Below are 23,127 nucleotides of genomic sequence, written 5' to 3'. Positions count from 1 at the left end.
CGCTTTTTAAGCGCTACAGCAGGCCGGGGATCAGAGCGGCGCGGGTCTTGGGGAAATCGGGGAAGTGGGTGCGGTACCAGGAGCGGCGCCAGAGTGCCCGGGGGACGAGATTGGCGATGCTCCACAGGGCGAAGGCGAGGGCGGGCAGGCACCAGGTCAGCATGGCGAAGCCGAGCCATTCGATGATCTCGCCGAGGAGGTTCGGGCTGCAGCAGAGGTTGAACGCGCCGCCTTTGGGCATGACGCGTTGGTGCCCGCTGCGACGGCGCAGGCCGAGCAGGCGGTAGTCCGACCACAGGTTGAGCCAGGCGCCGCCGATCATCAGGAGTCCGCCTGCAATGAATCGCGGATCGGACAGCCATGCGTCACCGAGCTGGGGAGCAAACGCCAGGTAGGCGCCCAACAGGGCGCCGTTTATCACGTTGAAGGCGCCTCCACTCAGCCACATGCCGGACGGTATCGTGGCGCCCGGCCTGAGCACGACGAGGGGCCACACCAGGGTGCGATGGGCGTAGTGCGCCAGCCACAGCGCAACTGCGATGTTCCCGACCAGGTGTAGATTCCCGCTTGCGAAGTAGACTGCGGGGAACGTAACGAGCGCAGGCAGCTCCATCCAGAACCAGCCCCAGCGGGCGTCGATGTGCTTGCCCCAACCTGCGCCGCCGATCCGGCCGGTGATGTCGCGAACCTTGAAGCTCACTGCAAACGCGAGAACGGCGAGCGCGGCCCAGATCGCGGATAGCAGGGTCAATGGTGCGATCAAGACAGAAGTGAAAGCTGTTCGTCTGGGACCGGGTTCCGTCGAGAACGGCGCGCAGACTTTGGCGGAGCGGCGGGCGGGCGGAACAGCGTGGTCTTGAGGGACGGGCGGGTGCCGCGGTTCAGGCCGTGGCGGCGGCAGGCGCGCTCGAAGCGCTGGCGGAGCAAGTCCGCGTATTGACCCTGGCCGCGCATGCGGCGGCCGAAGGTCGTGTCGTTTTCCCTGCCGCCGCGGATCTGGCGGACGCGGCTCATTACGTGTTCGGCGCGCAGGGGATATTGTTCGGCGAGCCAGTCCTTGAACAGCGGACGGACCTCGTTGGGCAGGCGCAGCACCGCGTAGCCGGCCCACAGCGCGCCGGCCTCGGCGGAGGCCTCGAGAACGGCTTCGAGTTCGTGGTCGTTTAGCGCGGGGATGACGGGCGCGAACATCACGCCGGCAGGAACACCCGCCTCGGTCAGGCGCTCAATGGTCGTCAGCCGGCGGCGGGGCGAGGCGGTGCGCGGCTCCATGCGGCGCTTGAGTTCGTCGTCCAGCGTGGTGATGCTCAGCGCGACCTGGGTAAGGCCCAGCCGCGCCAGTTCGCCCAGCAGGTCAAGGTCCCGCTCCACCAGCGCGGACTTGGTGACGATCGTTACCGGGTGGCGGGTTTCGAGCATGATCTCAAGCAGCGAGCGGGTGGTGCGCAACTGCTTCTCGAACGGCTGGTAGCCGTCGGTGTTTATGCCCAGGGCGATCGGCGAGCATCGATATCCGGGTTTGGCCAGTTCCTTCCTGAGCAACTCGGCGGCATTGGGCTTGTGCACGATCTTGGTCTCGAAGTCGAGGCCTGGCGAGAAGTCCAGGTAGGCATGCGCCGGGCGCGCGAAGCAGTAGATGCAGCCGTGCTCGCAGCCCTTGTAGGGGTTGATGGACTGTTCGAAGCCGACATCCGGAGACTTGTTGCGGCTGATGATGGTCTTGCTGAGTTCGGGGATCAGCTCGGTGTCGGGATGCGGGGCCATCTCGGCGACGCCCGGGTCCGGCTCGTAGGTCCGCCGTTCGAAGCGGCCGGGCAGGTTGCCGCGGGCGCCCCGGCCGCGGATGTTGTGGCCGTGTTCGGGGAGGGTGTCGCGGATGCGCGTGGTCATTCGGGGAATATAACGCGGGTGGCCGGGCGGACGCGGCTATACTCACGCAGCCATGCGCCCGGCCGTCAAGTACAGCATCTGGATCGCGATCGCCGCGATCGTGATCGTGGGCGCCTTCAGCCTGTTTTCGGGCGGCGAGGACGGGGTCGAAGTGCGGGTGGCCGAGGTGACCACCGGAGAGATTCGAAAGACGGTGCTGAACACTCGCGCGGGCACGGTGGACGCCTGCCGGCGGGCGCAGATGTCGCCGGCCTCCGCAGGCCAGATTGCGAGCCTTCCCGTAGCGGAGGGCGACGCCGTGACCGAAGGCCAGGTGCTGCTGGAGGTCTGGAACGAGGACCTGCGCTCCGAAATCGAACTCTCGCAGCGCAACATGGTTGCAGAGCGGTCGCGGGCGGCGGAAAGCTGCACGCGGGCCGACCTGGCGGCGCGCGAGGCGGTGCGGCTGGCCAAGCTGCATGACGACAACCTGGTCTCCGAGGAGGAGCTGGAAAGGGCCCAAGCCGAAGGGGAAGCGCGGGCCGCGTCCTGCAAGGCGGCCAACGATTCCGCAAGCGCCGCCGAGGCGCGCGTGGAAGTCAACCGCGCACGCCTGGAACGCACCATCCTGCGCTCACCCTTCGACGGCGTCATCGCCGAGATCAACGGCGAATTGGGCGAGTTCGTGACACCCTCGCCCATGGGCGTTGCGACGCTGCCCACGGTGGACGTGATCGACAACAACTGCCTGTATATCACCGCCCCGATCGACGAGGTCGATGCGCCGCTGGTCCAGGCGGGGCAAGAAGCCCGAATCCTGCTTGATGCTTTCCCGGACCAGTTCTTTCCCGGCTTCGTGCGGCGCGTTGCGCCTTACGTGCTGGATCTGGAGAAACAGGCGCGCACCGTGGAGATCGAGGCCGAGATCAACAACCCGCAACGCTACGGGCTGATGCCGGGCTACAGCGCCGACGTGGAAGTGATCGTGGACGTGCGCGACGAGGCCCTTCGCGTGCCGACGGAGGCGGTCATCGAGGACGAACGGATCATGGTGCTGAACACGGAAACGGGTCTTCTCGAGGAACGCACGGTCGAGATCGGCCTGGGCAACTGGGAATTCACCGAGATCACCGAGGGCGCCAGGAACGGGGAACTGGTGGTCCTGAGCCTGGACCGGGCGGGCGTCGAGCCGGGCGCGCCGGCAGTGCGCGCAGCGGAATAGACCGCAGCCGATTCCGGCCAGAGGGTATCGCCCGGTGTTGGCCCTCACCAGCGTTTTCCGCGACTACCCGGTCGGCGAGCAGGTGGTGCACGCGTTGCGCAACATCACGCTGGAAGTCGAGGCGGGCGAATACCTGTCGATCATGGGACCGTCCGGGTCGGGCAAGTCCACGCTGCTGAACATCATCGGCCTGCTGGACTCGCCGGACGGCGGCAGCTACCGCCTGCTCGGCGAAGACACCGCGAAGATGTCCGACGACAAGCTGGCGCGCACGCGGCGCGAGGTGATTGGCTTCGTGTTCCAGTTCTTCCACCTGGTTCCGCGCCTGACCGCCTTCGAGAACGTCGAACTGCCGCTGACACTGGCCGGCTGGCGCCGGCGAAAGCGCCGCGAGAAGGTCAGGCGCGCGCTCGAGCGCGTCGAACTGGCCGACCGCATGGAGCACCGCCCGAACCAGCTCTCCGGCGGTCAGCTCCAGCGAGCCGCCATCGCGCGCTCCATCGTCATGTCTCCCAAGTTGCTGCTGGCCGACGAGCCCACCGGCAACCTCGATTCGCGCTCAAGCATGGAAATCATCCGGCTTCTGGAATCGCTGAACGAGGACGGGCTCACGCTGGTCGTCGTGACCCACGACCCGGACCTCGGCCGCCGCGCGCGGCGGCGGCTGACCATGCTGGACGGTCGTATCGGCGGCGACGAGCGCCTCTGAATCCGGGCAGCCATAAGGCAATCGCCGCGCGCCGACCTGCGCCGTCCTCCCGCCCGATTTCGCGTGATAAGGTTGGGAAGCTTGTTTAGCCAACTTGGGAGGAATGGAAATGGCGACACGTGTGGTTTACGGTCTTGCGATCCTTGCTGCTGTCATAGAGGGCGTTGCGCCCGGCGCGGTCCCCGGCGACCTTCTCCCGCTGGCCATGGTCGTGCTCGGAGTGGCTTACGCCGTAATGAACATTGATGCCGCAAATCCGCAGGCGTTTCTGACCACCGCACTGGTGGTCGCCGCCGCCGGCGGAGCGGACGTGCTTTCCAACGTCCCGGCAGTCGGCGGCTTCCTCGACAATATCGTCGATCAGGTTGCGGTCGTCTACCTGTCAGGTGGCGCGGGCGTGCTGGGCGTACGTGCCTGGAACCTGATATCCAAGGGAAGCCTGTAACAGGATTCCTGGGGCGTCGCGCGCACTTAGCGCACCACGCCCTGAATCACCCAAAAGGCGCTTGGTTTCGCGCCCATCCCGCCGGGGCATCCCCGGCGGGATGGGCGCGCGCCATTGAGACTCCGCAAAAGGAACCGGGCGTTTAACGCTCGGCCGCGGCGCGCGCGAGCCCGGTCCGCTTCCAGGTCCGGGCCCAGTAGATGAACGGCGTGTCGATCACGGCGATCAGGAACTTGAATACGTATTTGGCCGCGGCCAGTTGCAGCGCGGTCACGAGATCGACGATCCCCCACCACACGACCAGGCCGTAGATCAGCGTGTCCACGACCTGCGAAAGGAGTGTGGAGCCGGTGTTGCGCAGCCACAGATGCTTCACGCCGGTCGCCTTGCGAATCCGGTGAAACACCCACACGTCGAAGCTCTGGCTCAGTAGATAGGCCAACAGCGATCCGAACACGAAGCGGGGCGTGTAGTCGAACAGCGCCGCCATGGCCTCGTGCATTCTCAAGGCGTACGCGGCCGTGTCCGGATCGGATGTGGGCGCATAGAACAAACCCACCCGGCTGATCACCACCACCATCACGCTGACGGCAAACCCCAGCAGGACCGCCCGCTGCGCCTCCCGCCGGCCGAACTTCTCGCTCAGGAGGTCGGTGGCGAAGAAGATGCTGGAGTAAAGGATGACCGCCATGCTGGTCTCAAGGCCCATGACGGTCGTGAGTTTCGGACCCTGGATATTGGCCATGACGAGGCTCAGGACGATGGCCCCGTAGAGGCCGTAGCGCCCGAAGAACCGGTACAGCAGGATCGCGAACCCGAGGTCCAGCATGACCGTCAGGAACCACAGCCAGGCCTGGTGTTCCTGCAGGAGTTGTTCGAATCCGGCAAACATGGTGGGGCCCCGGTCAATCGGAAGCCGCTACTGTAACCGTTCGGCGTCATCAAGCCACATGAGGCACAATTCATCTGCCCACGAAAACCCAGGCAAATGAAAACCAACGACCTGCTGTTGATGGCGACGCGCTCGATGTTCCGTCACCGGCTGCGCGCCGCCATGATGATGCTCGCCACGTCCATCGGGATCGTGTCGGTGCTGCTGCTGACCGCGCTGGGCGAAGCGGGCCGCCTGTTCGTTACCGGCGAATTCCGGATCCTGGGGACCGAACTCATCATCGTGCAGCCCGGCAATCCCGGCGAATCCGGCTCCAACCCGTTCGGTTTTTCCGGTGAGGCTCCCCGCGACCTGACCTACCGCGACGCGGAAGTGGTGATGCGCGTGCCGGGCGTGATGAAGGCGGCGCCAATGATGATGGGTGCCCTGCCCGCCTCGCGGGGCGGGAAGGAACGGGAATCGTTCGTGATGGGCACCACCCGGGACTATTTCCACATCCGGGGGCTCGACCTGAGTGCCGGAACTTTCTTCCCGCGCATGGACATGGACCGCATTTCCCCGGTGTGCGTGGCGGGAGAACTGCTGGTCAAGGAACTGTATGGCTCCGAACCCGCCCTGGGCACCTGGCTGCGGCTCGGAGACTCCCGCTGCCGGATCGTGGGGCTGCTGGCCGATACGGGCCAGAGCATCGGGATCAACGTGGGCGAGATCGTCGTGGTTCCGGTGGCTTTCGCGGCGACCATGTTCAATACCGAAGCCTTGACCAACATCATGGTCCAGGCCCGCGACCGCGAGTCGGTGCCCGGAGTCATCCGCCGGCTCACCGAACGCCTGAAGGAACAGCATTACGGCAAGCAGGATTTCATAACCATCACCCAGGACGCGGTCCTGTCGGTATTCGACGGCATCTTCAACGCGATTACGGCCGCACTCGGCGGTATCGCCGGGATCAGCCTGATCGTGGCCGGGGTCCTGATCATGAACGTGATGCTGGTAGCGGTCAGCCAGCGGACGTCGGAGATCGGCCTCTACATGGCCATAGGAGCAGCCCGCCGCCAGATCATGCGCCTGTTTATCGGCGAGGCCGCGCTTCTTGCGGTAATCGGGACCGTGTGCGGGCTGGGACTGGGTTACCTGCTGATCTGGTTCGCGCAGCAACTGTTCCCGGCCATTGAAATCCGGCCGCCCTGGTGGGCCGTGCTGGCGGCGGTGATTACCGCCGTGGGCAGCGGCCTGGTGTTCGGAGCGCTGCCCGCGCGCAAGGCGGCCCGCCTGGACCCGGTGCAGGCGCTGAGAGGGCGCATCTGATGAGTCCCGTTGACCTGTTGCGCCTGGCTTTGCGCGCGCTGTCCATGCATCGTCTGCGCACGCTGCTGACCGCCCTCGGCACGGGAATCGGCGTGGCCGCCGTGATTCTGCTGACGTCCATCGGCGAGGGCATGTATGAATTCATGGAGACCGAAGCCACTCGCTTCGGAACGCACTTCCTGGTCATCACGCCCGGAAAGACCGTCACCATCGGCGGACCCCCCGGGCTGAACACCAATACGGTGCGTCCGCTGACCCTGGACGATGCGCTGGCGATCGGGCGACTGAGTTCGGTCAAGGCCGTTGCCCCCGCGGTCATGGGATTTGCGGAAGCGGAACGCGAGGGCATCAAGCGCGACGTGACGGTGCTGGGGACCGGCCCCAGCCTTCCCGAGATATTCTCGCTGGAAGTCGCGTCGGGCCGGTTCCTGCCGCAGGAGGACTTCGAGGCCTCGCGTCCGCTTGCGGTACTGGGCAGCGAAATGAAGCGCCGACTGTTCGGAGCGGACAACGCGCTGGGACAGTACATCCGTGTTGCCGGGCAGCGCTTCCGGGTGGTCGGAGTGCTCGCCGATGCCGGCACCACGGTCGGCTTCGACATGAACGACATCATCTTTGTGCCGGTCAGGCACACGATGGAAATCTACAACATGCTGGGCGTGCAGGAAGTGGACGTGCGCTACGACGAAAACCGGCCGGCCAGCGAGGTGGAGGGCGACATCACGCGCCTGCTGATCGCGCGGCACGGTTCGGAAGACTTTTCGATAACAACCCAGGACCAGATGCTCAGCACCATGCGGGTGATTCTGAGCACGATCACTTCGGCGGTCGCGGCCCTGGGTGGCATATCGCTGGTGGTGGGCGGAGTGGGCATCTTCACGATCATGACCATCTCGGTTCAGGAGCGCATCTTCGAGATCGGCCTGTTTCGCTCGCTGGGGGCCCGGCGTCGCGAGGTCCGCCGCCTGTTCATGGCCGAAGCGCTTGCGCTAGGAGCCGCCGGCGGCCTGCTCGGACTGGCCCTGGGCCAGGGCGCGGCCTGGCTGCTGAGCGCGCTGTTCCCGGTCATCCCGGTCAGTATTTCGGTGGCCTATACCATTGCAGCCCTGATGATCGCGGTGCTGATCGGAATCCTCGCGGGCGTGGCGCCCGCGGTGCGCGCGGCGCGCATGAACCCGGTGCTGGCGCTGCGCGCCGAATAACCCCCTTTTTTACACAAGAGGAGCAGCAACTTGATTGATCTTTACTACTGGCCGACGCCCAACGGCTTCAAGATCGCCATCATGCTCGAGGAGTGCGGGCTACCTTACGACATCAAGCCGGTCAATATCGGCGCGGGCGACCAGTTCACGCCCGAGTTCCTGGCGCTGAACCCCAACCACCGGATGCCCGTGATCGTCGACAACGACGCGACCGGCGGCCCGCTTTCGGTGTTCGAGTCGGGCGCCATCCTGGTTTACCTGGCCGACAAGACCGGGCGCTTTCTGCCCACGGATACGCACCAGCGCTTCGACGTGATGCAATGGCTGTTCTGGCAGATGGCCGGGCTGGGGCCCATGGCCGGCCAGGCGGGCCACTTCCTCATCTACCAGGAAGGCAAGCACGAGTACGCTACCGAGCGCTACACGACCGAGTACGGACGCTTGCTGGCGGTCATGGAGCGCAGGCTCAGGGACCGCGATTACCTGGCCGGCGAGTATTCGATCGCGGACATGGCCTGCTATCCCTGGGCGGCCCCCTACGAGAGGCTCGGCCAGAGCATCGAAGAGTTGCCTCGGGTGGCTGCCTGGATCGAGAGGCTGCGCGCACGTCCGGCACTGCAGCGTGGAATGGATGTCGGCAGGGAACTGCGGTCCGACAAGCCGCTGACCGAGGAGCAGCGCAAGATGCTTTATGGTCAAACGGGCAAGAAGACACTGGAGAAGGCATGAAGCTGTACGACTACGCCCATGCGCCCAACCCGAAGCGCCTGCACATTTTTCTGGCCGAGAAGGGCCTGGAGATGGAGCGCGTGGAGGTCGACCTGGTCAAGAAGGAGCAATTGAATCCCGAGTACCGGGAGGTCAACCCGCTCTGCCAGGTGCCGGTGCTGGAGACTGACGACGGCACGCGCATCAGCGAGTGCGTTGCCATATGCCACTATCTGGAGGATCTGTACCCGGAGCCCAATCTGTTCGGATCAGGTCCCGACGAGCGCGCGCAGGTGCTGATGTGGAACCACATCGTCGAGCAGGAAGGCATGCCCGGGCTCGCCGAAGCCCTCCGCAACAGGATCAACAACTTCAGGGACCATGCGTTGCCGGGTCCTGTGGCCTACGCCCAGATTCCCGAACTGGTGGAGCGGGGCCGCAAGCGCGCCCGGCACTTCCTGGATTTCATGGACCGCCGGCTGACCGGCCGCGACTACCTGGCGCTGGACCGATTCACGATCGCCGACATCACGCTGCGGGTGGCCGTTGACATGGCCGCACGAATGGCAAGCAAGTTCGATCTCGCCGTGCTGGAAGACCGTGCGGAGCTGGCCGCCTGGCACGCCCGCGTATCCGAACGTCCCAGCCTCCACGGAGCGGCGTGACGACGCATGCTTGAACTCGGCCTATCCCTCGTCTTCGCCTACCTGATCGGCTCGATCAATTTCAGCCTGACGCTGGGCAAGCTCCGGAACCTGGATGTACGCAAAACGGGCAGCGGCAACGCCGGCGCCACCAATGCCCTGCGCGCCGCGGGATTCTGGTTTGCCCTGGCGGTCATGGTCGGCGACGTGGGCAAGGCGATCCTGGCGGTGGGCCCGCTCGCCACGCTGGCCTACTCGTTTGCGGAGAACCCGACGTTTTCGCTGACCTGGGTCCAGGTGGCCGCGGGAGCGTCCGTGACCGCGGCGCATTGCTATCCGCTTTGGCACGAGTTCCGGGGCGGCAAGGGGTTCGCCACGCTGCTCGGCTCGTACCTGGTGCTGCACGCGCCGCTGGTGGGCGCGGTGCTGGCCGTCTGGGTGATCGTGATGATCCTCAGCGGCTACGTGGGACTGGCGACCATGGTGGCGGCCGTTTCGGCGCCCGTGTTCCTTGCTTTCTTCATGCCCGAGGCGCCGCCGGAACTGTTCTGGCTGGCGGCCGCGGCGGGTGCGTTCACGGTTTTGACGCACCGCGACAATATCCGCAACCTGCTCGACGGATCGGAGCATAGTTTCAGGAAGGTGCGGGTCGATCACTGGTTCAAGAGCGGCGGGTAGGGCCTTAAGTCCTGTACGACCGGCACGTACTGCTGGGAGCGCTCAATCCGGCATTGCTCCGGCAAATCACGCTGCTCGAAATCCACGATTCGCTGCCGTCCACCAACGAGCGGTTGCTGCAGGTTCCGGATACGCCGACTGCCGGCAGCCTGGCGGTATGCCTCGCCGGCCATCAGAGCGCCGGGCGGGGGCGGAACGGAAAGAGCTGGCATTCGCCGTCCGGCGCCGGATTGCTGCTAAGCGTGAGCCGGACCGCGCCGAAGCCCCCGGACGGTTCCCTTGCCCTGGCGCTGGGCGTCGCGATTGCCGAAGGCCTGGAGGCCTTCGTATCCGACCGCGTGGAATTGAAGTGGCCCAATGACCTGGTGACGCAGGACCGCAAGCTGGGCGGCATCCTGGTCGAGACCTCCTCGCAAGGCGGAGCCGAAACCCGCGTGGTTGCGGGCCTGGGCATCAACATCCGGGTAAACGAAGAACAGCGTAAGCTGGTCACCGGGGCGGGCGGCATGCACCCGGCCGGCCTTTCGGAGCTCAATCTGCAGAAAGCGCCCGAGACCAACGACCTGGCGGTCGCCATGATCACGGCGATTGCAGGAGTGCTGGATTCGCATCCCGTCGACGGTTTCGGCCGCTGGACGGACGACTGGAAACGGCGCGACTGGCTTGCGGGAAAGCGAATCGAGGCACGAAGCGGCGCCGATACGCACGTGGGCACGGCCACCGGAGTCGATTCGTCGGGCGCCCTGCTGCTTGAGGAATCCGGCGGCGAACGGCGCATCCTGTCAGCGGAGATCCGCTTGTGAACGCCGCTTCTTCACGTGTCCTTCTGATCGATCTGGGCAATACGCGGATCAAGTGGGCCTGGCTGCCCGGCGATGGGAAGGAACCTGAAAGCGCGGGCGCCGTACGCACCGGCGATGGGCTGTCCGGGCTGTCTTTCCTCGATGGCGAAGAGGCGATAGCCGGCGCGGTGGCTTGCAACGTGGCGGGCATTGAACTTGGACGCAAGCTGGCCGGACTGGTGCGGGAAAGACTGTCCGTCGAACTTGTTTTCGTGCAGGCGCAAGCCTCCGCCTGCGGCGTCACCGCCGCCTACGCCAACCCCCTGAACCTGGGCGCGGACCGCTGGGCGGCCCTGATCGGCGCGCACGCGCTGGGCCCCGCCGACTATTGCATCGTCGACGCGGGTAGCACCGTGACCTTGGACCTGCTGCTGGCCGACGGTCGGCATCTGGGCGGCTATATCGCGCCCGGCCGGGAAATGAGCCTGGCCGCCATGGCGAAGGGAACGGCCGGACTCGCCTTGAGGCTCAGGGACCATGCCGGCCGGTCAGGCGATCTCGCACCCGGCACCGACAGCGCCGAAGCCATGGAGAAAGGAACGCTGGCGGCGCAACTGGGCATGATCCGCTCGGGCATGGAAAGGCTGGCAAGCGAGGGAGGGGGTTCACCGGCACTGCTCCTGACCGGCGGAGGCGCCGACGCCCTGCTAGCCACTGGCGAACTGCCGGAAGCGCGATTGACGCCGGACCTGGTGCTGCGCGGGCTGGCCGCGCTCGCGTTAGAATTGCGCGTCGGGCCGGAATAGCTCAACTGGTAGAGCACCCGCCTTGTAAGCGGAAGGTTGCGGGTTCAAGTCCCTCTTCCGGCACCAGTGGTGATGTAGCTCAGCTGGTTAGAGCGGCGGACTCATAACCCGCAGGTCGGTGGTTCAAGCCCACCCATCACCACCACTTTCTTGCACGTGGCGCTACGTGACCCGGATGACGATCTTGCCGATCTTCTGGCCGCTTTGCATGTAGTCGATCGCGTCGTAGATGTCGTCCCAGTCGAAGACGCGGTCGATGACGGGCCTGATGTCGTTGCGGACCATGGCCCGGATGAGGTCCGTGAACATGCGCCGGCTGCCAACGATGATGCCCCTAACGGTGAGGTTCTTGAGAATGAGGTTCGGCAGCTTCGTCAGGACCGGGGGCTCCTGCGGTTCCTGGTGGTGGACCACCGGGTTGGCGCCGATGTGCATGATGCGGCCGTTGGAGGCGGCGGCCATCAGGCAGTTCTCCATTTCGCCTAAACCCACATTGTTGAGAATGATGTCCGCGCCCTCGCCATCGGTGAGTTCCAGCACCTCCGCGGGCCAGTCCGGGCTGGTGCGGTAGTTCACGCCGAGATCGGCGCCAAGTTCCTTCAGGCGGGCAAGCTTCGCGTCGCTCGATGACGTCATGATGCATCGCGCGCCCAGCATCTTGGCCCATTGCATTCCGAACACGGACACCGCGCCGGAACCCAGGGTCAGGACCGTATCGCTGGCCCTGGCCGCACCCGCTTCCACCACGGCGTTCCAGGCAGTGAGGCCCGGGCTTTGCAGGGTGCTGGCCTCCTCGTAACTCAGGCTGTCGGGCAGCCTGATCAGCGCCGCCGCCGGCACGACGACCTGCTCGGCGAGAAAACCGTCGACGGTGGCGGAGTAGTCCTGTTCCGACATGGACGCGTGCCAGTCGCCGTCCAGCCATTGCCAGTAATGGCTCATGGTCACCCGGTCGCCGACCCGGACGTTTCCCACGCCGGCGCCGACCGCGATGATGTCGCCGGCATTGTCGCTCAGCGGGACGCGGGTATAAGGCATGACGGTCTTGCCCAGACTGCCGTGCATGATGGTGAGGTCGCGGGCGTTGATGCCGGTGGCGCGCACCCGCATGACCGCTTCGCCGTGGCCGGGAACGGGCTCGGGCCGCTCAACCGCATGCAGGGCCAGGCCCTCGCTGTAGTCCCCTATTTCAAAGACTTTCATGGCGCGCGCCCGTTCCCGCGCGGCTACGACCCGTAGGTGTCCTTGTATTCCTCTATGTAGTCGTGGTACTCGGTCCAGTTCTCCACGTCGAAGATTTTCGGCGCCTTCAGTTCCAGCGACTTCCGGGCCCCGGCCGGTAGTTCGTCGATGCTGGCCAGCTTTGTGCCGTAGGCCCGGCCGTAACTGCGGCCTTCGTGGCCGCCCATGCCGACCCACGGTCCCCAGCTCACCAGGTTCTGGAACTGGCAGAAGGCCGGCGCGTTGTTGATTTCCGGATTGGCCACGTCCTCCAGCCTTGCGGCGTGGACGAACAGGGAATCCCAGTAGTGGGTGCGGCCGGGCGATTCCTTCGGCCATTCTTCCGGGTCGAACGGGCTGGGATACGAAAAATGCGAGGCAATGGGCACGAAGACCATGCCGCCGTATGTTTCCATGCGCAGGGGCGTTGGGTGGACCGTGGCCTCCGGCGGAGTCTCCACCCCGTCGGGACCCATTTTCACATTCAGCGGTCCGCCGAGGAACGTCCAGGGCTCCCTGACTTCTCCCGTAATCGGGTTTTCCCAGGACTCCAGCACCTCGTCCGTGTCGAACTTGCAATAGACGCCGCACTCGAACACCTTGAATGCGTACTGGTTGTCCTCCAGCGGACTGCACTGCGTGACGTTCAGGTTATTCATCGTGAACAGCGGTATGAGGTTGCCGTCGTTCATGTAGGCGTAGAGATGCAGGCGGTAGAACCTGTAGACCGTTTCCTCCGCGGCGGAACCCGATACCTTGGCGCGCACGCGGGCGCGGACGGCAGGGTCTTCGAGGTCCAGTTCCAGATCCAGCGGCGTCTCGGCCGCGCATCCGGTAAGCACGCCGCCCGTCAGCGCGGTTCCGGCGCCCGCCAAAATGGCTTCGCGCCGATTCAATGCAAATTGTCCCATTTGTCCCTCCTCTCCCTAACTTGTGGCATGCCTATGGGGCGGGGATGGATGATAGCGCGCCTCTTTCGAGGGCGAGATGCCCTCGCTTCCAGGGCTACTTCATGGGGTTGTTCTCGTCCATGAACGCGCCGTCGATCAGAGTGACGCCCTTCTCCTTGGCCTTGGCGATCATGGACTTCAGCGCCACGCCGCGGACAAAGCCGGGAATGCGCTCGATAAAAGGCGCCGCATCCGGCGCGAACTTCACTTCATCATCGATCTCGTTGGCTTCCGCCAGAGCGTTTTCATCGGACATTTTCAGTCACCTCCGTGGCCCAACTATAGGCCAACAATCCGTCGGCGAGCTTGGGTTCGAACCAGGTGGACTTGGGCGGCATGATCTCGCCGGCGCCCGCCACGTCCATCAGGGCCTGCATGGGCGTGGGGTAGAGCGCTACGGCAACCGACACGTCGCCTCCGTCCACGCGCCGCTCCAGTTCTTCAAGACCACGCGCGCCGCCCACGAAGTCGATCCGCGGGTCGGTACGCGAATCCTCGATTCCCAGAATCGGCGCCAGCAGATGTTTCCCCAGCAGGCTTACGTCCAGGCTGCCGACGGGATCGTCTTCCGGCGCAAGGCCCGCACGCAGCCGCGCCCGGTGCCAGTTGCCGTCCAGGTAGAGTCCGTATTCGCGGGATCGAGCGGGTCGTGCCGGTCCTGGCGAAGCGGTCACCTCGAAACAGGCGGACAACGCTTCAAGGAACGACGCGGGGCTGTACCCGTTCAGGCCCGAGACGACACGGTTGTAGTCGAGGATCCTCAATTCGTCGGCAGGAAAGGTGGCCCCGATCAGCCACTGCGCTTCGGGCCGTCCATCATGCGCCGCCGCGGCCCGATTGCCCGCGGCAACGCGGTGGTGGCCATCGGCGATGTACAACTCGCCCAGATCGGCAAACGCCTTCGTGATCCGCTCCATTGAGGACTCGTCATCCACCACCCAGACGCTGTGCTCGGTAACCGCACCGCCCTGCTCCAGGGTTGCTTCGCAATCGGGGGCAACCTGCGTTGCTGCGGCAATCAGCGCAGCCAGGCCTTCATGCGCGCGGTGCGCCAGCATGACCAGCCCGGTCTGCGATTCCAGCGCCTGGATCAGCCTTGAACGCACCGTTTCCTTGTCGGGACGGGTCAGTTCGTGGCGGCGCAGCGTGCCCGCGCGATAGCTCTCCACCGAAACCAGCAGCACGATTCCGGTTTGCGCATGGTCCCCGCTCCGTACCCGATATAGGTAATAGGCCGGTTTGGCATCACGGGCGATCACGCCGCTCGCCAGGAATTCATCAAGCGTCCGACGCGCCTTGGCGTAGTGCTGCTCCGGCCCGCTGTTGTCGGAGTCGGACATGGCAGCCTCCGGCAGCGAAAGGCGGAAGAAATCGTGGGGCCGACCGGCGATTCGTGCTCGGGCTTCGTCAATGCTCACTACGTCGTACGGCGGAGCGATGGTCTCGGAAGCCTGTCCCGGCGAGGGACGCAATGCGCTGAAAGGTGCTACCTCAAGCATGCAGGGGACCAGGCCGAAGCGCTCATTTACCGCGTATCAGGAGTGCGGGCGGGACGCCGCGAGGGGCATGACCTCGCTCCCGGGTTTCGATCATGGGAATCAGATCAAGTCGAGCACTTCGAAGGCGACGCGGTCGCCGGACTCCAGCGCTCCTTCCATGCCGCGGTTGGCCACGGCCGTGTGTTCGCCGCAGAAGTGCACCCGGCCATGCTGCTTGCCCACCTCGGGTGCGTACTTCATGACCTGGCCCGGCTTCCAGACCGCCCAGTCGCCCGCCGAGTCGGGATCGTTGTACCACGACTGGTAGGCCATGACCTCAAGCTGGCCCTTGGCGGCCGGGCGCAGGCGCTCGATGTCCGCAACGATATGGGCGGCGGCTTCATCGTCCGACAATCGATCCTGCTCCACCGCCAGCGCGCCGCGCGTCCAGCTCGTGAGGCTGGTGACTTCGTCCGGCGTGTCGCCCTTGCGCTCGCCGACCACCATTCCGGCGAGCGAATCGGTCCACATGTTGGGCGAAAGGCCGTCGTCCTCCCAGAAGGGACGCTTCGCGACCATGTGCAATTGGTTGAGTATCTGGGAATCGACGTTTTGTGCCGCCTCGGCCTGCAATCCTTCAAGCCCGGGCTCCAGGTTCAGATGACGCAGCAGGGAGCATGGGAGCGAGCAGACCACGCGGCCGGCGTAATGACGGCTGCCGTCCTCGCAATGCACTTCGACGCGGGAACCGGTATCGGTGATGCCCGTGACGCGGCGCTCCAGCAGCACCTCCGAGTTCAGCGCAGCGGCCATGGCCTCGGGTATCGACTGGTTGCCGTTCACAGCCGTGTACGCGGACCCGCCGTCCGGACCGGTAAACCCCTCCACAGCGGCCCCGAACCGCATCGCGAACAACACGAGTGCGGCGGACACCTCGTCGGCGTTGTTGCCCCAGCCCGGGTTGTTGTTGTAGCAGAGATCGACAACGGCATCGGTCTCGCCCTGACCGGTCAGGTATTCGCGCAGCGACACGTCGAGGTGAGCAAACTCGGGCGATACCCAATCCGGCGTCGTGGGATACGGGTTATTCGTAAACATCTTGAAATTCAGGTAGGCCCAGGGCGGGAACTGGCGGGACTGCTCGGGCAGCGGGTTCAATGCGTGCGTGGGCCATTCCTCCATGGGAATGATCTCGCCATTCAGGGCCAGTGTGCGCACGCGGAAGAACTCGACCATCGCGTCCAGGTTCACCAGCCCTACGCCGAGCTCCTGGATGACCTGCATCAGGCGCGCGTAGCCGGCCCCGAAACTCGTGCCTCCGGCTTCGGGCGAACCGGGTATATGCCGGTAGGACAGGACCCGCCCGCCCACGCGGTTGCGCGATTCCAGCACCTTGACGCTCAGGCCTTCCGACTCGAGCAGCCGCGCCGCCTGCAGGCCGGACAGCCCGGCGCCGATCACGATCACATCGCTGTCCGTCGCCGGCAATCCGTTACCGTTTGCAGCCGCATTGTCTTCGTTGCTGGGGCTCCGGCCGCAGCCGGCCAGCACGAATGCGGTGGCGCCGATGCCCTTTACCGCGTCCCGCCGATTGAATTTCCTCACTGTCTCCCGCCTCCTCCTCGTTGGGATGGACGCAAGAGTATAAGGCCCTCCGGACCGTCGCGCCCGATACCGCGTAGCGGATAAACTGAGCGGATGCGCTTATTGATTGCGGGCGGCGGACCGACCGGGCTGTACCTGGCCATTTCGATGCTGCGGCGCTCGTCGAGTCACCGAATCACGGTGCTGGAACGCAACCGGCCCGACGACACCTTCGGCTGGGGCGTGGTGTTTTCCGACGCGACGCTCGACAACCTGACCGAAAACGACCCAAAGACCGCCGGCGAAATCCGCGGGCGGTTCACCCACTGGGACGACATCGAGGTGCACTTTCGGGGCCGCAAGCTTCTGTCCGGCGGTCACGGCTTCTGCGGAATCGGGCGCAAGCGGCTGCTGCGCATCCTCCAGCGCCGGGCTTCTGAACTGGGCGCCGAACTGCGCTTCGAAACCGAGGCGGAACCGGACCTCGACCTGTATCGCGACCACGACCTAGTCGTTGCCACCGACGGCGTCAACAGCCGCTTTCGCCAGGCTTACGCTCCGCACTTCGACGTGGAGATCCAGACCCGGCCCAATTACTTCCAGTGGCTTGGCACGCAAAAGCACTTCGAGGCCTTCAACTTCATATTCAAAGAACTTGAGGAGGGCTGGATCTGGGCGCACGCCTACCGCTTCGAGGACGGTTTTTCGACCTTTATCCCCGAGTGCAGCTCGGGCGCCTGGGAGCGGCTCGGGTTCGGCGAAATGGGCCAGGAGGAGAACTGCCGGGCGCTGGAAAAGATATTCGCGCGACATCTGGGCGGACACCGGCTGGTGAGCAACGCCGGCCATATCGAGGGCCACGCCTGGCTGAACTTCCGCCGGGTGCACTGCGGGAAGTGGCGCTACCGCAACCTGATCCTGGCGGGGGACGCGGCGCACACAGCCCATTTCTCGATCGGCTCCGGCACCAAGCTGGGGCTGGAGGACGCCATCGAGCTGGCCGAGGCGCTCAACGGCGGCGGCGCCACCGACGAGGCGCTCCAGGAATACGAGGAGAGCCGCAGGCTGGAGGTGATCAAGCTGCAGTCGGCGGCGCGCAATTCCACCGAGTGGTTCGAGAACGTGCCCCGCTATGCGCGCTTCGCGCCGCAGCAGTTCAACTATTCGCTGCTGACCCGCAGCCAGCGGGTAAGCCACGAGAACCTGAGGCTGCGCGACAGCCGCTGGCTCAAGCGGATGGAGCGCTGGTACAGCCGGCGGGAAACGGGCAGCGCACGCGCGGTCGCGCCGATGTTCGTGCCTTTTCGAATCAAGGACCTGGAACTGTCCAACCGCGTGGTGGTGGCGCCGATGGACATGTACAGCGCGGTGGACGGAACCGTAGGCGACTTTCACCTCGTGCACCTGGGGTCGCGCGCGCAGGGCGGCGCGGGACTGGTGTTCACCGAAATGAGTTGCGTGTCTCCCGAGGGGCGGATCACGCCGGGCTGCGCCGGCGTGTACCGCCGGGAACACGCCGATGCCTACCGGCGCATCGTCGACTTCGTGCACGAACACAGCGAGGCCCGTATTGCACTGCAGATCGGGCACTCGGGCCCCAAGGGCTCCACCCGCCTGATGTGGGACGGAATGGACCAGCCGCTGGAATCCGGGAACTGGCCGGTGATGGGGCCATCGGAGAAAACCTACCGGCGTGGCGGCCAGGTTCCCCGCCCCATGACCCGCGCCGACATGGACGAGGTCGTGGAACAATTCCGGCAAGCGGCCCGGCTCGGCATTGAGGCCGGCTTCGACTGGCTGGAGCTGCATTGCGCCCACGGCTATCTGCTGTCCTCGTTCATCTCTCCGCTGTCCAACCGGCGCCGCGACCAATACGGCGGGTCGCTCAGGCGCCGCCTGCGGTTCCCGCTGGAGGTGCTGGAAGCCGTGCGCGGCATCTGGCCCGACGAGCGGCCCCTGTCGGTGCGGATTTCGGCCACCGACTGGGTCAAGAGCGGCGTGACCGGCGAGGATTCGGTTGAGATCGCGCGCGCCATGACCGCGGCCGGCGCGGACATCATTCACGTATCGGCGGGACAGACCTCCACCCGCGCGCGGCCGGTCTACGGCCGCATGTTCCAGACGCCGTACTCGGACCGGATCCGCAACGAGGCCGGCGTGCCAACGATCGCGGTCGGGAACATCTACGAGACCGACCACGTCAACAGTATCCTGGCCGCCGGCCGAGCCGACCTGTGCGCGCTGGCCAGGCCGCATCTCAGCGACCCGTACTGGACGCTGCACGCCTCCACGGCCTTGGGCCACGGCCGGCAGCATTGGCCCATACAATACCTGTCGGGCAAAGAACAGGCCGAGCGCCTTGCGGCCCGGGCGGCACTGTTGCAGGAAGCGGACATATGAACTTCAGTCCCGAGCATTTCCTGATGGAATTGCGTGGGCGCGTGGCCGTCATTACGCTCAATCGCCCGGAACGCAAGAACCCGCTGACGTTCGACTCCTATGCGGAACTCCGGGACACCTTCAGGTCGCTGGATCGCAATGCGGAGCCGCGCGCAGTCGTGATACATGGCGCCGGCGGCAATTTCTGCTCCGGCGGAGACGTGCACGAGATCATCGGCCCGCTGCTGGAAATGGACGGGACGAATCTCCTGAACTTCACACGCATGACCGGCGACCTGGTGAAGGCCATGCGCTCCTGCCCCCTGCCCGTCATCGCCGCCGTCGACGGCATTTGCGCGGGGGCCGGGGCGGCGATCGCCATGGCCGCCGATCTAAGGGTCGGCACGGCGCGTAGCCGGACCGCTTTCCTTTTCACCCGCGTGGGACTGGCGGGCTGCGACATGGGGGCCTGCGCGCTGCTGCCGCGCATCATCGGGCAGGGGAGGGCAACGGAATTGTTGCTGACCGGACGTTCGATGAGCGGCGACGAGGCGCGGGAAACCGGGTTTTTCAACCGCCTCGCGGAACCGGAACGGCTTCTGGACGAAAGCCTGGAGTGGGCCGGGCAACTCGCGTCCGGTCCCAACTTCGCGCACGCGATCACCAAGAACCAGCTCAACCTGGAGTGGGACATGCCGCTGGATCTTGCGATCGAGTCGGAGGCGCAGGCGCAGGCCATCTGCATGCAGACCGGTGATTTCCGGCGCGCCTACGAGGCATTCGTGAAGCGCGAGCGACCGGAATTCAGGGGAGACTGACCGGAAGTGAGCGTGCTGCGTCCCAGCCAGGCCGATCTGCTGCGCCTTGCGCTCGACACCGGCGCCTTGCTGTTCGGCGAATTCACAACCAAGGGCGGGCGGGCAAGTCCTTATTTCTTCAACTCCTCGAAGCTGTGCACCGGACGCGGTTCGCTGGTGGCCGGCCAGGCCCTGGCGGAGGCGGCCATGGGGTCGGGACTGCGTTTCGACATGCTCTTCGGCGCGGCCTACAAGGGCATACCGCTGGCCGCCATTACGTCGCTGGCCCTGGCGCAGGGCTACGGCCTGGACGTCCCGTACGCGTACAACCGAAAGGAGCGCAAGGACCACGGCGAAGGCGGAGCCGTGGTGGGAGCGGCACTGGGCGGCCGCGTTCTGATCGTCGACGACGTGCTGACCGCCGGCACCTCCGCGCGCGAGGCGGTGGGCCTTGTGCGGGATGCCGGAGCCGAACCCGTGGGCTTGCTGTTGTTGCTGGACCGGCAGGAACGCGGTTCCGGCAAGCTCAGCGCGGCCGGGGAACTGGCTGACGTATTCGGTATCGGCGTCTGCTCCGTATTCGGACTGGACAGCCTGCTCGGTGCGATGCGCGCGACCGGAATGGACCCCGACGCACAAGAGCGGATCGCGGCTTACCGAAAGAAATACGGCGCGCCCTGATCCTCCTCAGGTGCGGCCGGTGTGGCCGAAGCCGCCCTCGCCCCGCTCGGATGCCGTGAATTCTTCGACCACGTCGAAGGCCGCCCGCGCTACCGGCAACAGCACCAGTTGCGCCACCCGCATTCCGTCCTCCAGCACGAAGGGTTTGTCGCCGCGGTTCCAGCAGGACATCATGATCTCGCCCTGGTAGTCGGAGTCGATCAGTCCCACCAGGTTGCCGAGCACTACGCCGTGCTTGTGGCCGAGGCCGGAGCGCGGAAGTATGACCGCGGCCAGTTCCGGATCGGCGATATGCACCGCGATGCCCGTATGTACGAGGCGGGTCTCGCCCGGCTTCAGCGTAAGCGGCTCGTCCAGGCAGGCGCGAAGGTCCATGCCGGCCGATCCCTGCGTTTCATAACGGGGCAGCCGGGCTCTTTCATTGAGAATCCGTAGCTGGATCGCGCAACCCCGCTGATCCGCGGGCCGCGCCGGTCGGCTCACTGCGCCGAACTCCGGGTCCGCAGCAGCGTTACTTTCTCCAGTCCGCAGCGTTCGGCGATCAGGCCGATCAACTGCCGCGCCATCTCCGGCTTGGCGCACTTCCCGATCCGCCGGCCGCCGCCTTCCCATACGACCCTCGCCGACGTCGCCACGTCCCCGAACCCGCGATCCTCGCCGACCCGGTTGCCGACCACCATGTCCACGCCCTTGGACTCAAGCTTGGCGCGCGCGTTCTCCTCCACCTGCTGGGTCTCGGCGGCGAAGCCGACCAGGAAAGGCCGCTCGGGCAGTCGGGCCACGCCGGCCAGAATGTCGGGCGACGGCTTCAGTTCCAGCGCTTCCGCGGAGTCCCGGCGTTTCAGCTTTTTGGTGCTGTAACGCGCCGGAGTGTAGTCCGACACGGCAGCGCAGGCGATGAAAACGTGGCAGTCGTTCGCCCGCTCCATCACAGCATTGAGCATTTCGTCGGCAGTGACCACGTCCAGGCGCTCGACTCCCGCCGGCGTAGGCCGCGAAGTGGGTCCGGTCACCAACTGAACGTCGGCGCCGGCCCGCGCCGCCGCTTCGGCAAGCTCGAATCCCATCGTCCCGGTGCTCCGGTTGGACAGGAATCGCACCGGATCGATCGGTTCCCGCGTCGGTCCGGCCGTAATCAGCACCCGCTGCCCGGCCAGTTGGTCCGACACGCCGACGCTCCGCTCCAGCGCCTCGATGATGTCCGGAACCGCGCTCATGCGACCCTCGCCAACGTCGCCGCAGGCCTGCTGTCCGTGATCGGGACCCACCAGTACGCATCCGCGCTCGCGCAGCGAGGCGCAATTTTCCTGCGTGGCCCGGTTGCTCCACATATTGCGATTCATGGCCGGCGCCACCAGCACCGGAGCATTGCTCGCCAGGCATACCGTGCCGAGCAGGTCGGAGGCTTCGCCGCGAGCCAGGCGCGCGATCGTATTGGCGGTAGCGGGGGCGATGACGATGCAATCCGCCCACCTCGCCAGCTCGATATGGCTCATCGCCGCCTCGGCCGCTTCGTCCCAGAGCGAGCAGCGGGCCGGCGCACCCGTAACGGCCTGCATCAAAAGCGGGGAAATCAGCTTCGCGCCGCCTTCGGTCAGGACCGCGCGAACCTCCGCGCCATGCTCGGACAGCCGGCGGGCCAGCTCCGGGGCACGGTACGCGGCGACGCTGCCGCTTACGCCCAGCAGGATCTTCTTGTTCGTCAGGATGTGCATGGTCGCCGCCCATTATCCCAGCAAACGCCGGTGTCGCGTCATTTCTTTGCAAACGCGCCGCCATTCGCCCTTTGCCGCGCGCCCGTCGGCTTGCACACTGTCAGTGTGCTGTCCCCTAAGTTCCTTGCCTTTCAGAGCGGGCCTGAAGCGTCAATGCAAGGCGCCGTCCGCAGGGAATACGCCCGTATTGCCCAGGACGACAACGCCGCAGTGGCGCTTCAGGCCCGCTCCCGTAGGGCGCGGCCCCTGTGGCCCGTGGCCGCGTTGCGCCCCTTGGCAATGGAAGACACCATTCCCGGCGGAACGCGCCTCGCCACACGCCACAGGGGACACGCTGAAAGGCAAGGAACTTAGGGGACAGCACACTAGCATGGCCGGTTCAAGGATTAGCCAGTGGCCGAGTTCCACGCGACCCCGGGAACGGCTTCTGAACGAGGGAGTCGACAGCGTGTCGGATGCCGAGATGCTGTGCATTCTTCTGGGATCGGGCGCCGCCGGGATGTCGGCGCTGGAGCTGGCGCAGGAGTTGCTGGTGCGCTTCGGCGGCCTGCGCGGGGTATTCGCGGCCACGCCCCGCGAACTCGCCGGGGTGCACGGAATCGGCGCGGCCAAGGCCACCGTGATCGCGGCCGCTCGTGAATGCTATGCCCGGTCGCTGAAGGAAAAGATCACGACAGGGCGCCGACTGGGCAATTCGGCCGACAGCGAGCGCTTCCTGCTGGCCCGGCTGCGGGACCGCCGCTACGAGACCTTCTGCTGCATGTTTCTCGATTGCCGAAACCGGGTGCTGGCCTTTGAAGAGATCTTTCACGGCACCCTCGACAGCGCCATGGTCTATCCGCGGGAAATCGTGCGCCGCGCCATGGAACGAAACGCGGCGGCGGTCATCCTTGCCCACAACCACCCGTCCGGCGTGGCGGAGCCCAGCCAGGCGGACCACCTGATTACCGAGCGCATCCGCAAGGCGCTGGAACTGATCGACGTGCGGGTGCTAGACCACTTTATCGTCGGACACGACGGATGCGCTTCGCTCGCGCGCCTGGGGGCGCTTTAGTGC

The 23,127-nt window shown here is 65.8% G+C and carries 24 protein-coding genes and 2 tRNA genes; 16 read left to right on the top strand and 10 right to left on the bottom strand.

The genetic code is table 11. The features are described 5' to 3' along the window. Window positions 1-13 precede the first annotated feature (13 nt). Together F4Y72_09435 and F4Y72_09430 are read right to left on the bottom strand one after the other, a co-directional pair. Entirely contained in the window at window positions 14-763 is a 750-nt protein-coding gene (locus F4Y72_09435; protein ID MXZ28511.1) for a 3-oxo-5-alpha-steroid 4-dehydrogenase, read from the bottom strand. Beyond that, window positions 760-1,890, bottom strand: a complete 1,131-nt coding sequence (locus F4Y72_09430; protein ID MXZ28510.1) for a PA0069 family radical SAM protein — start codon at window positions 1,888-1,890, stop codon at window positions 760-762. The genes F4Y72_09435 and F4Y72_09430 overlap by 4 nt, the downstream gene beginning before the upstream one ends. A 52-nt stretch (window positions 1,891-1,942) precedes the next feature. On the opposite strand from F4Y72_09430, the gene F4Y72_09425 reads away from it, so the two are divergent. The 3 genes from F4Y72_09425 to F4Y72_09415 all read left to right on the top strand — a co-directional run bounded on the left by F4Y72_09425 (window position 1,943) and on the right by F4Y72_09415 (window position 4,245). Continuing rightward, complete coding sequence (locus tag F4Y72_09425; GenBank protein ID MXZ28509.1) at window positions 1,943-3,091, top strand: efflux RND transporter periplasmic adaptor subunit; 1,149 nt, start codon at window positions 1,943-1,945, stop codon at window positions 3,089-3,091. Between the two features lie 34 nt (window positions 3,092-3,125). After that, window positions 3,126-3,800 (top strand): ABC transporter ATP-binding protein, encoded by a 675-nt coding sequence (locus tag F4Y72_09420; GenBank protein ID MXZ28508.1) that lies wholly within the window; start codon window positions 3,126-3,128, stop codon window positions 3,798-3,800. A gap of 109 nt (window positions 3,801-3,909) precedes the next feature. Then, on the top strand, window positions 3,910-4,245 hold the full coding sequence (locus F4Y72_09415) for a hypothetical protein (GenBank protein ID MXZ28507.1): 336 nt from the start codon (window positions 3,910-3,912) through the stop codon (window positions 4,243-4,245). A gap of 142 nt (window positions 4,246-4,387) precedes the next feature. On the opposite strand, the gene F4Y72_09410 is transcribed toward F4Y72_09415, so the two are convergent. Continuing rightward, window positions 4,388-5,137 (bottom strand): queuosine precursor transporter, encoded by a 750-nt coding sequence (locus F4Y72_09410; protein ID MXZ28506.1) that lies wholly within the window; start codon window positions 5,135-5,137, stop codon window positions 4,388-4,390. 96 nt (window positions 5,138-5,233) lie between these two features. Here F4Y72_09410 and F4Y72_09405 point away from each other — a divergent pair, with 96 nt between their 5' ends. From F4Y72_09405 to F4Y72_09365, 9 genes are all read left to right on the top strand, one after another. After that, on the top strand, window positions 5,234-6,445 hold the full coding sequence (locus tag F4Y72_09405) for an FtsX-like permease family protein (GenBank protein MXZ28505.1): 1,212 nt from the start codon (window positions 5,234-5,236) through the stop codon (window positions 6,443-6,445). After that, window positions 6,445-7,647: an FtsX-like permease family protein gene (locus tag F4Y72_09400; protein ID MXZ28504.1), complete on the top strand. Its 1,203-nt coding sequence runs from the start codon at window positions 6,445-6,447 to the stop codon at window positions 7,645-7,647. Before F4Y72_09405 ends, F4Y72_09400 begins: the two co-directional genes overlap by 1 nt. 30 nt (window positions 7,648-7,677) lie before the next feature. Next, window positions 7,678-8,376, top strand: coding sequence for a thiol:disulfide oxidoreductase (locus F4Y72_09395; GenBank protein ID MXZ28503.1), 699 nt, complete (start codon window positions 7,678-7,680; stop codon window positions 8,374-8,376). Further along, a complete protein-coding gene (locus F4Y72_09390; GenBank protein ID MXZ28502.1) occupies window positions 8,373-9,020 on the top strand; it encodes a glutathione S-transferase family protein in 648 nt (215 codons plus the stop codon). Before F4Y72_09395 ends, F4Y72_09390 begins: the two co-directional genes overlap by 4 nt. A gap of 6 nt (window positions 9,021-9,026) precedes the next feature. Then, the gene (plsY, locus tag F4Y72_09385) at window positions 9,027-9,677 is read left to right on the top strand and encodes a glycerol-3-phosphate 1-O-acyltransferase PlsY (protein ID MXZ28501.1); all 651 of its coding nucleotides are present in this window, start codon (window positions 9,027-9,029) and stop codon (window positions 9,675-9,677) included. A gap of 11 nt (window positions 9,678-9,688) precedes the next feature. Beyond that, a complete protein-coding gene (locus tag F4Y72_09380) occupies window positions 9,689-10,480 on the top strand; it encodes a biotin--[acetyl-CoA-carboxylase] ligase (GenBank protein ID MXZ28500.1) in 792 nt (263 codons plus the stop codon). After that, complete coding sequence (locus F4Y72_09375) at window positions 10,435-11,265, top strand: type III pantothenate kinase (protein ID MXZ28499.1); 831 nt, start codon at window positions 10,435-10,437, stop codon at window positions 11,263-11,265. Before F4Y72_09380 ends, F4Y72_09375 begins: the two co-directional genes overlap by 46 nt. Continuing rightward, window positions 11,256-11,331: transfer RNA gene (locus F4Y72_09370), tRNA-Thr, on the top strand. Before F4Y72_09375 ends, F4Y72_09370 begins: the two co-directional genes overlap by 10 nt. Before the next feature lie 2 nt (window positions 11,332-11,333). Then, window positions 11,334-11,410, top strand: a tRNA-Met gene (locus tag F4Y72_09365). Window positions 11,411-11,427: 17 nt separating this feature from the next. On the opposite strand, the gene F4Y72_09360 is transcribed toward F4Y72_09365, so the two are convergent. The 5 genes from F4Y72_09360 to F4Y72_09340 all read right to left on the bottom strand — a co-directional run bounded on the left by F4Y72_09360 (window position 11,428) and on the right by F4Y72_09340 (window position 16,546). Continuing rightward, a complete protein-coding gene (locus F4Y72_09360) occupies window positions 11,428-12,468 on the bottom strand; it encodes an NAD(P)-dependent alcohol dehydrogenase (GenBank protein ID MXZ28498.1) in 1,041 nt (346 codons plus the stop codon). A gap of 23 nt (window positions 12,469-12,491) precedes the next feature. Next, the gene (locus F4Y72_09355) at window positions 12,492-13,397 is read right to left on the bottom strand and encodes a DUF1838 domain-containing protein (protein ID MXZ28497.1); all 906 of its coding nucleotides are present in this window, start codon (window positions 13,395-13,397) and stop codon (window positions 12,492-12,494) included. Window positions 13,398-13,491: 94 nt separating this feature from the next. Further along, window positions 13,492-13,692: a hypothetical protein gene (locus F4Y72_09350; protein MXZ28496.1), complete on the bottom strand. Its 201-nt coding sequence runs from the start codon at window positions 13,690-13,692 to the stop codon at window positions 13,492-13,494. Beyond that, the gene (locus F4Y72_09345) at window positions 13,682-14,935 is read right to left on the bottom strand and encodes a DUF1015 domain-containing protein (GenBank protein MXZ28495.1); all 1,254 of its coding nucleotides are present in this window, start codon (window positions 14,933-14,935) and stop codon (window positions 13,682-13,684) included. The genes F4Y72_09350 and F4Y72_09345 overlap by 11 nt, the downstream gene beginning before the upstream one ends. Before the next feature lie 99 nt (window positions 14,936-15,034). Continuing rightward, complete coding sequence (locus tag F4Y72_09340; protein ID MXZ28494.1) at window positions 15,035-16,546, bottom strand: NAD(P)-binding protein; 1,512 nt, start codon at window positions 16,544-16,546, stop codon at window positions 15,035-15,037. 66 nt (window positions 16,547-16,612) lie between these two features. On the opposite strand from F4Y72_09340, the gene F4Y72_09335 reads away from it, so the two are divergent. Genes F4Y72_09335 through pyrE form a run of 3 tightly spaced genes read left to right on the top strand, consistent with a single transcriptional unit; the run spans window position 16,613 to window position 20,355 of the window. Then, window positions 16,613-18,898 (top strand): bifunctional salicylyl-CoA 5-hydroxylase/oxidoreductase, encoded by a 2,286-nt coding sequence (locus tag F4Y72_09335; GenBank protein MXZ28493.1) that lies wholly within the window; start codon window positions 16,613-16,615, stop codon window positions 18,896-18,898. Next, window positions 18,895-19,695: an enoyl-CoA hydratase family protein gene (locus tag F4Y72_09330; GenBank protein MXZ28492.1), complete on the top strand. Its 801-nt coding sequence runs from the start codon at window positions 18,895-18,897 to the stop codon at window positions 19,693-19,695. Before F4Y72_09335 ends, F4Y72_09330 begins: the two co-directional genes overlap by 4 nt. Window positions 19,696-19,710: 15 nt before the next feature. Beyond that, window positions 19,711-20,355 (top strand): orotate phosphoribosyltransferase, encoded by a 645-nt coding sequence (pyrE, locus tag F4Y72_09325; GenBank protein ID MXZ28491.1) that lies wholly within the window; start codon window positions 19,711-19,713, stop codon window positions 20,353-20,355. A 6-nt stretch (window positions 20,356-20,361) separates the two neighbouring features. Here pyrE and F4Y72_09320 read toward each other — a convergent pair whose 3' ends face one another. Together F4Y72_09320 and coaBC are read right to left on the bottom strand one after the other, a co-directional pair. Beyond that, a complete protein-coding gene (locus F4Y72_09320; protein ID MXZ28490.1) occupies window positions 20,362-20,967 on the bottom strand; it encodes a dUTP diphosphatase in 606 nt (201 codons plus the stop codon). Then, on the bottom strand, window positions 20,835-22,070 hold the full coding sequence (gene coaBC / locus F4Y72_09315; protein ID MXZ28489.1) for a bifunctional phosphopantothenoylcysteine decarboxylase/phosphopantothenate--cysteine ligase CoaBC: 1,236 nt from the start codon (window positions 22,068-22,070) through the stop codon (window positions 20,835-20,837). The genes F4Y72_09320 and coaBC overlap by 133 nt, the downstream gene beginning before the upstream one ends. A 370-nt stretch (window positions 22,071-22,440) precedes the next feature. Here coaBC and F4Y72_09310 point away from each other — a divergent pair, with 370 nt between their 5' ends. Further along, entirely contained in the window at window positions 22,441-23,124 is a 684-nt protein-coding gene (locus tag F4Y72_09310) for a JAB domain-containing protein (protein MXZ28488.1), read from the top strand. Window positions 23,125-23,127 lie beyond the last annotated feature (3 nt).

It is taken from the genome of Gammaproteobacteria bacterium, from assembly GCA_009838035.1.
GTDB lineage: Bacteria > Pseudomonadota > Gammaproteobacteria > Steroidobacterales > Foliamicaceae > Foliamicus.
This window is presented reverse-complemented; position numbering and strand designations above follow the sequence as displayed.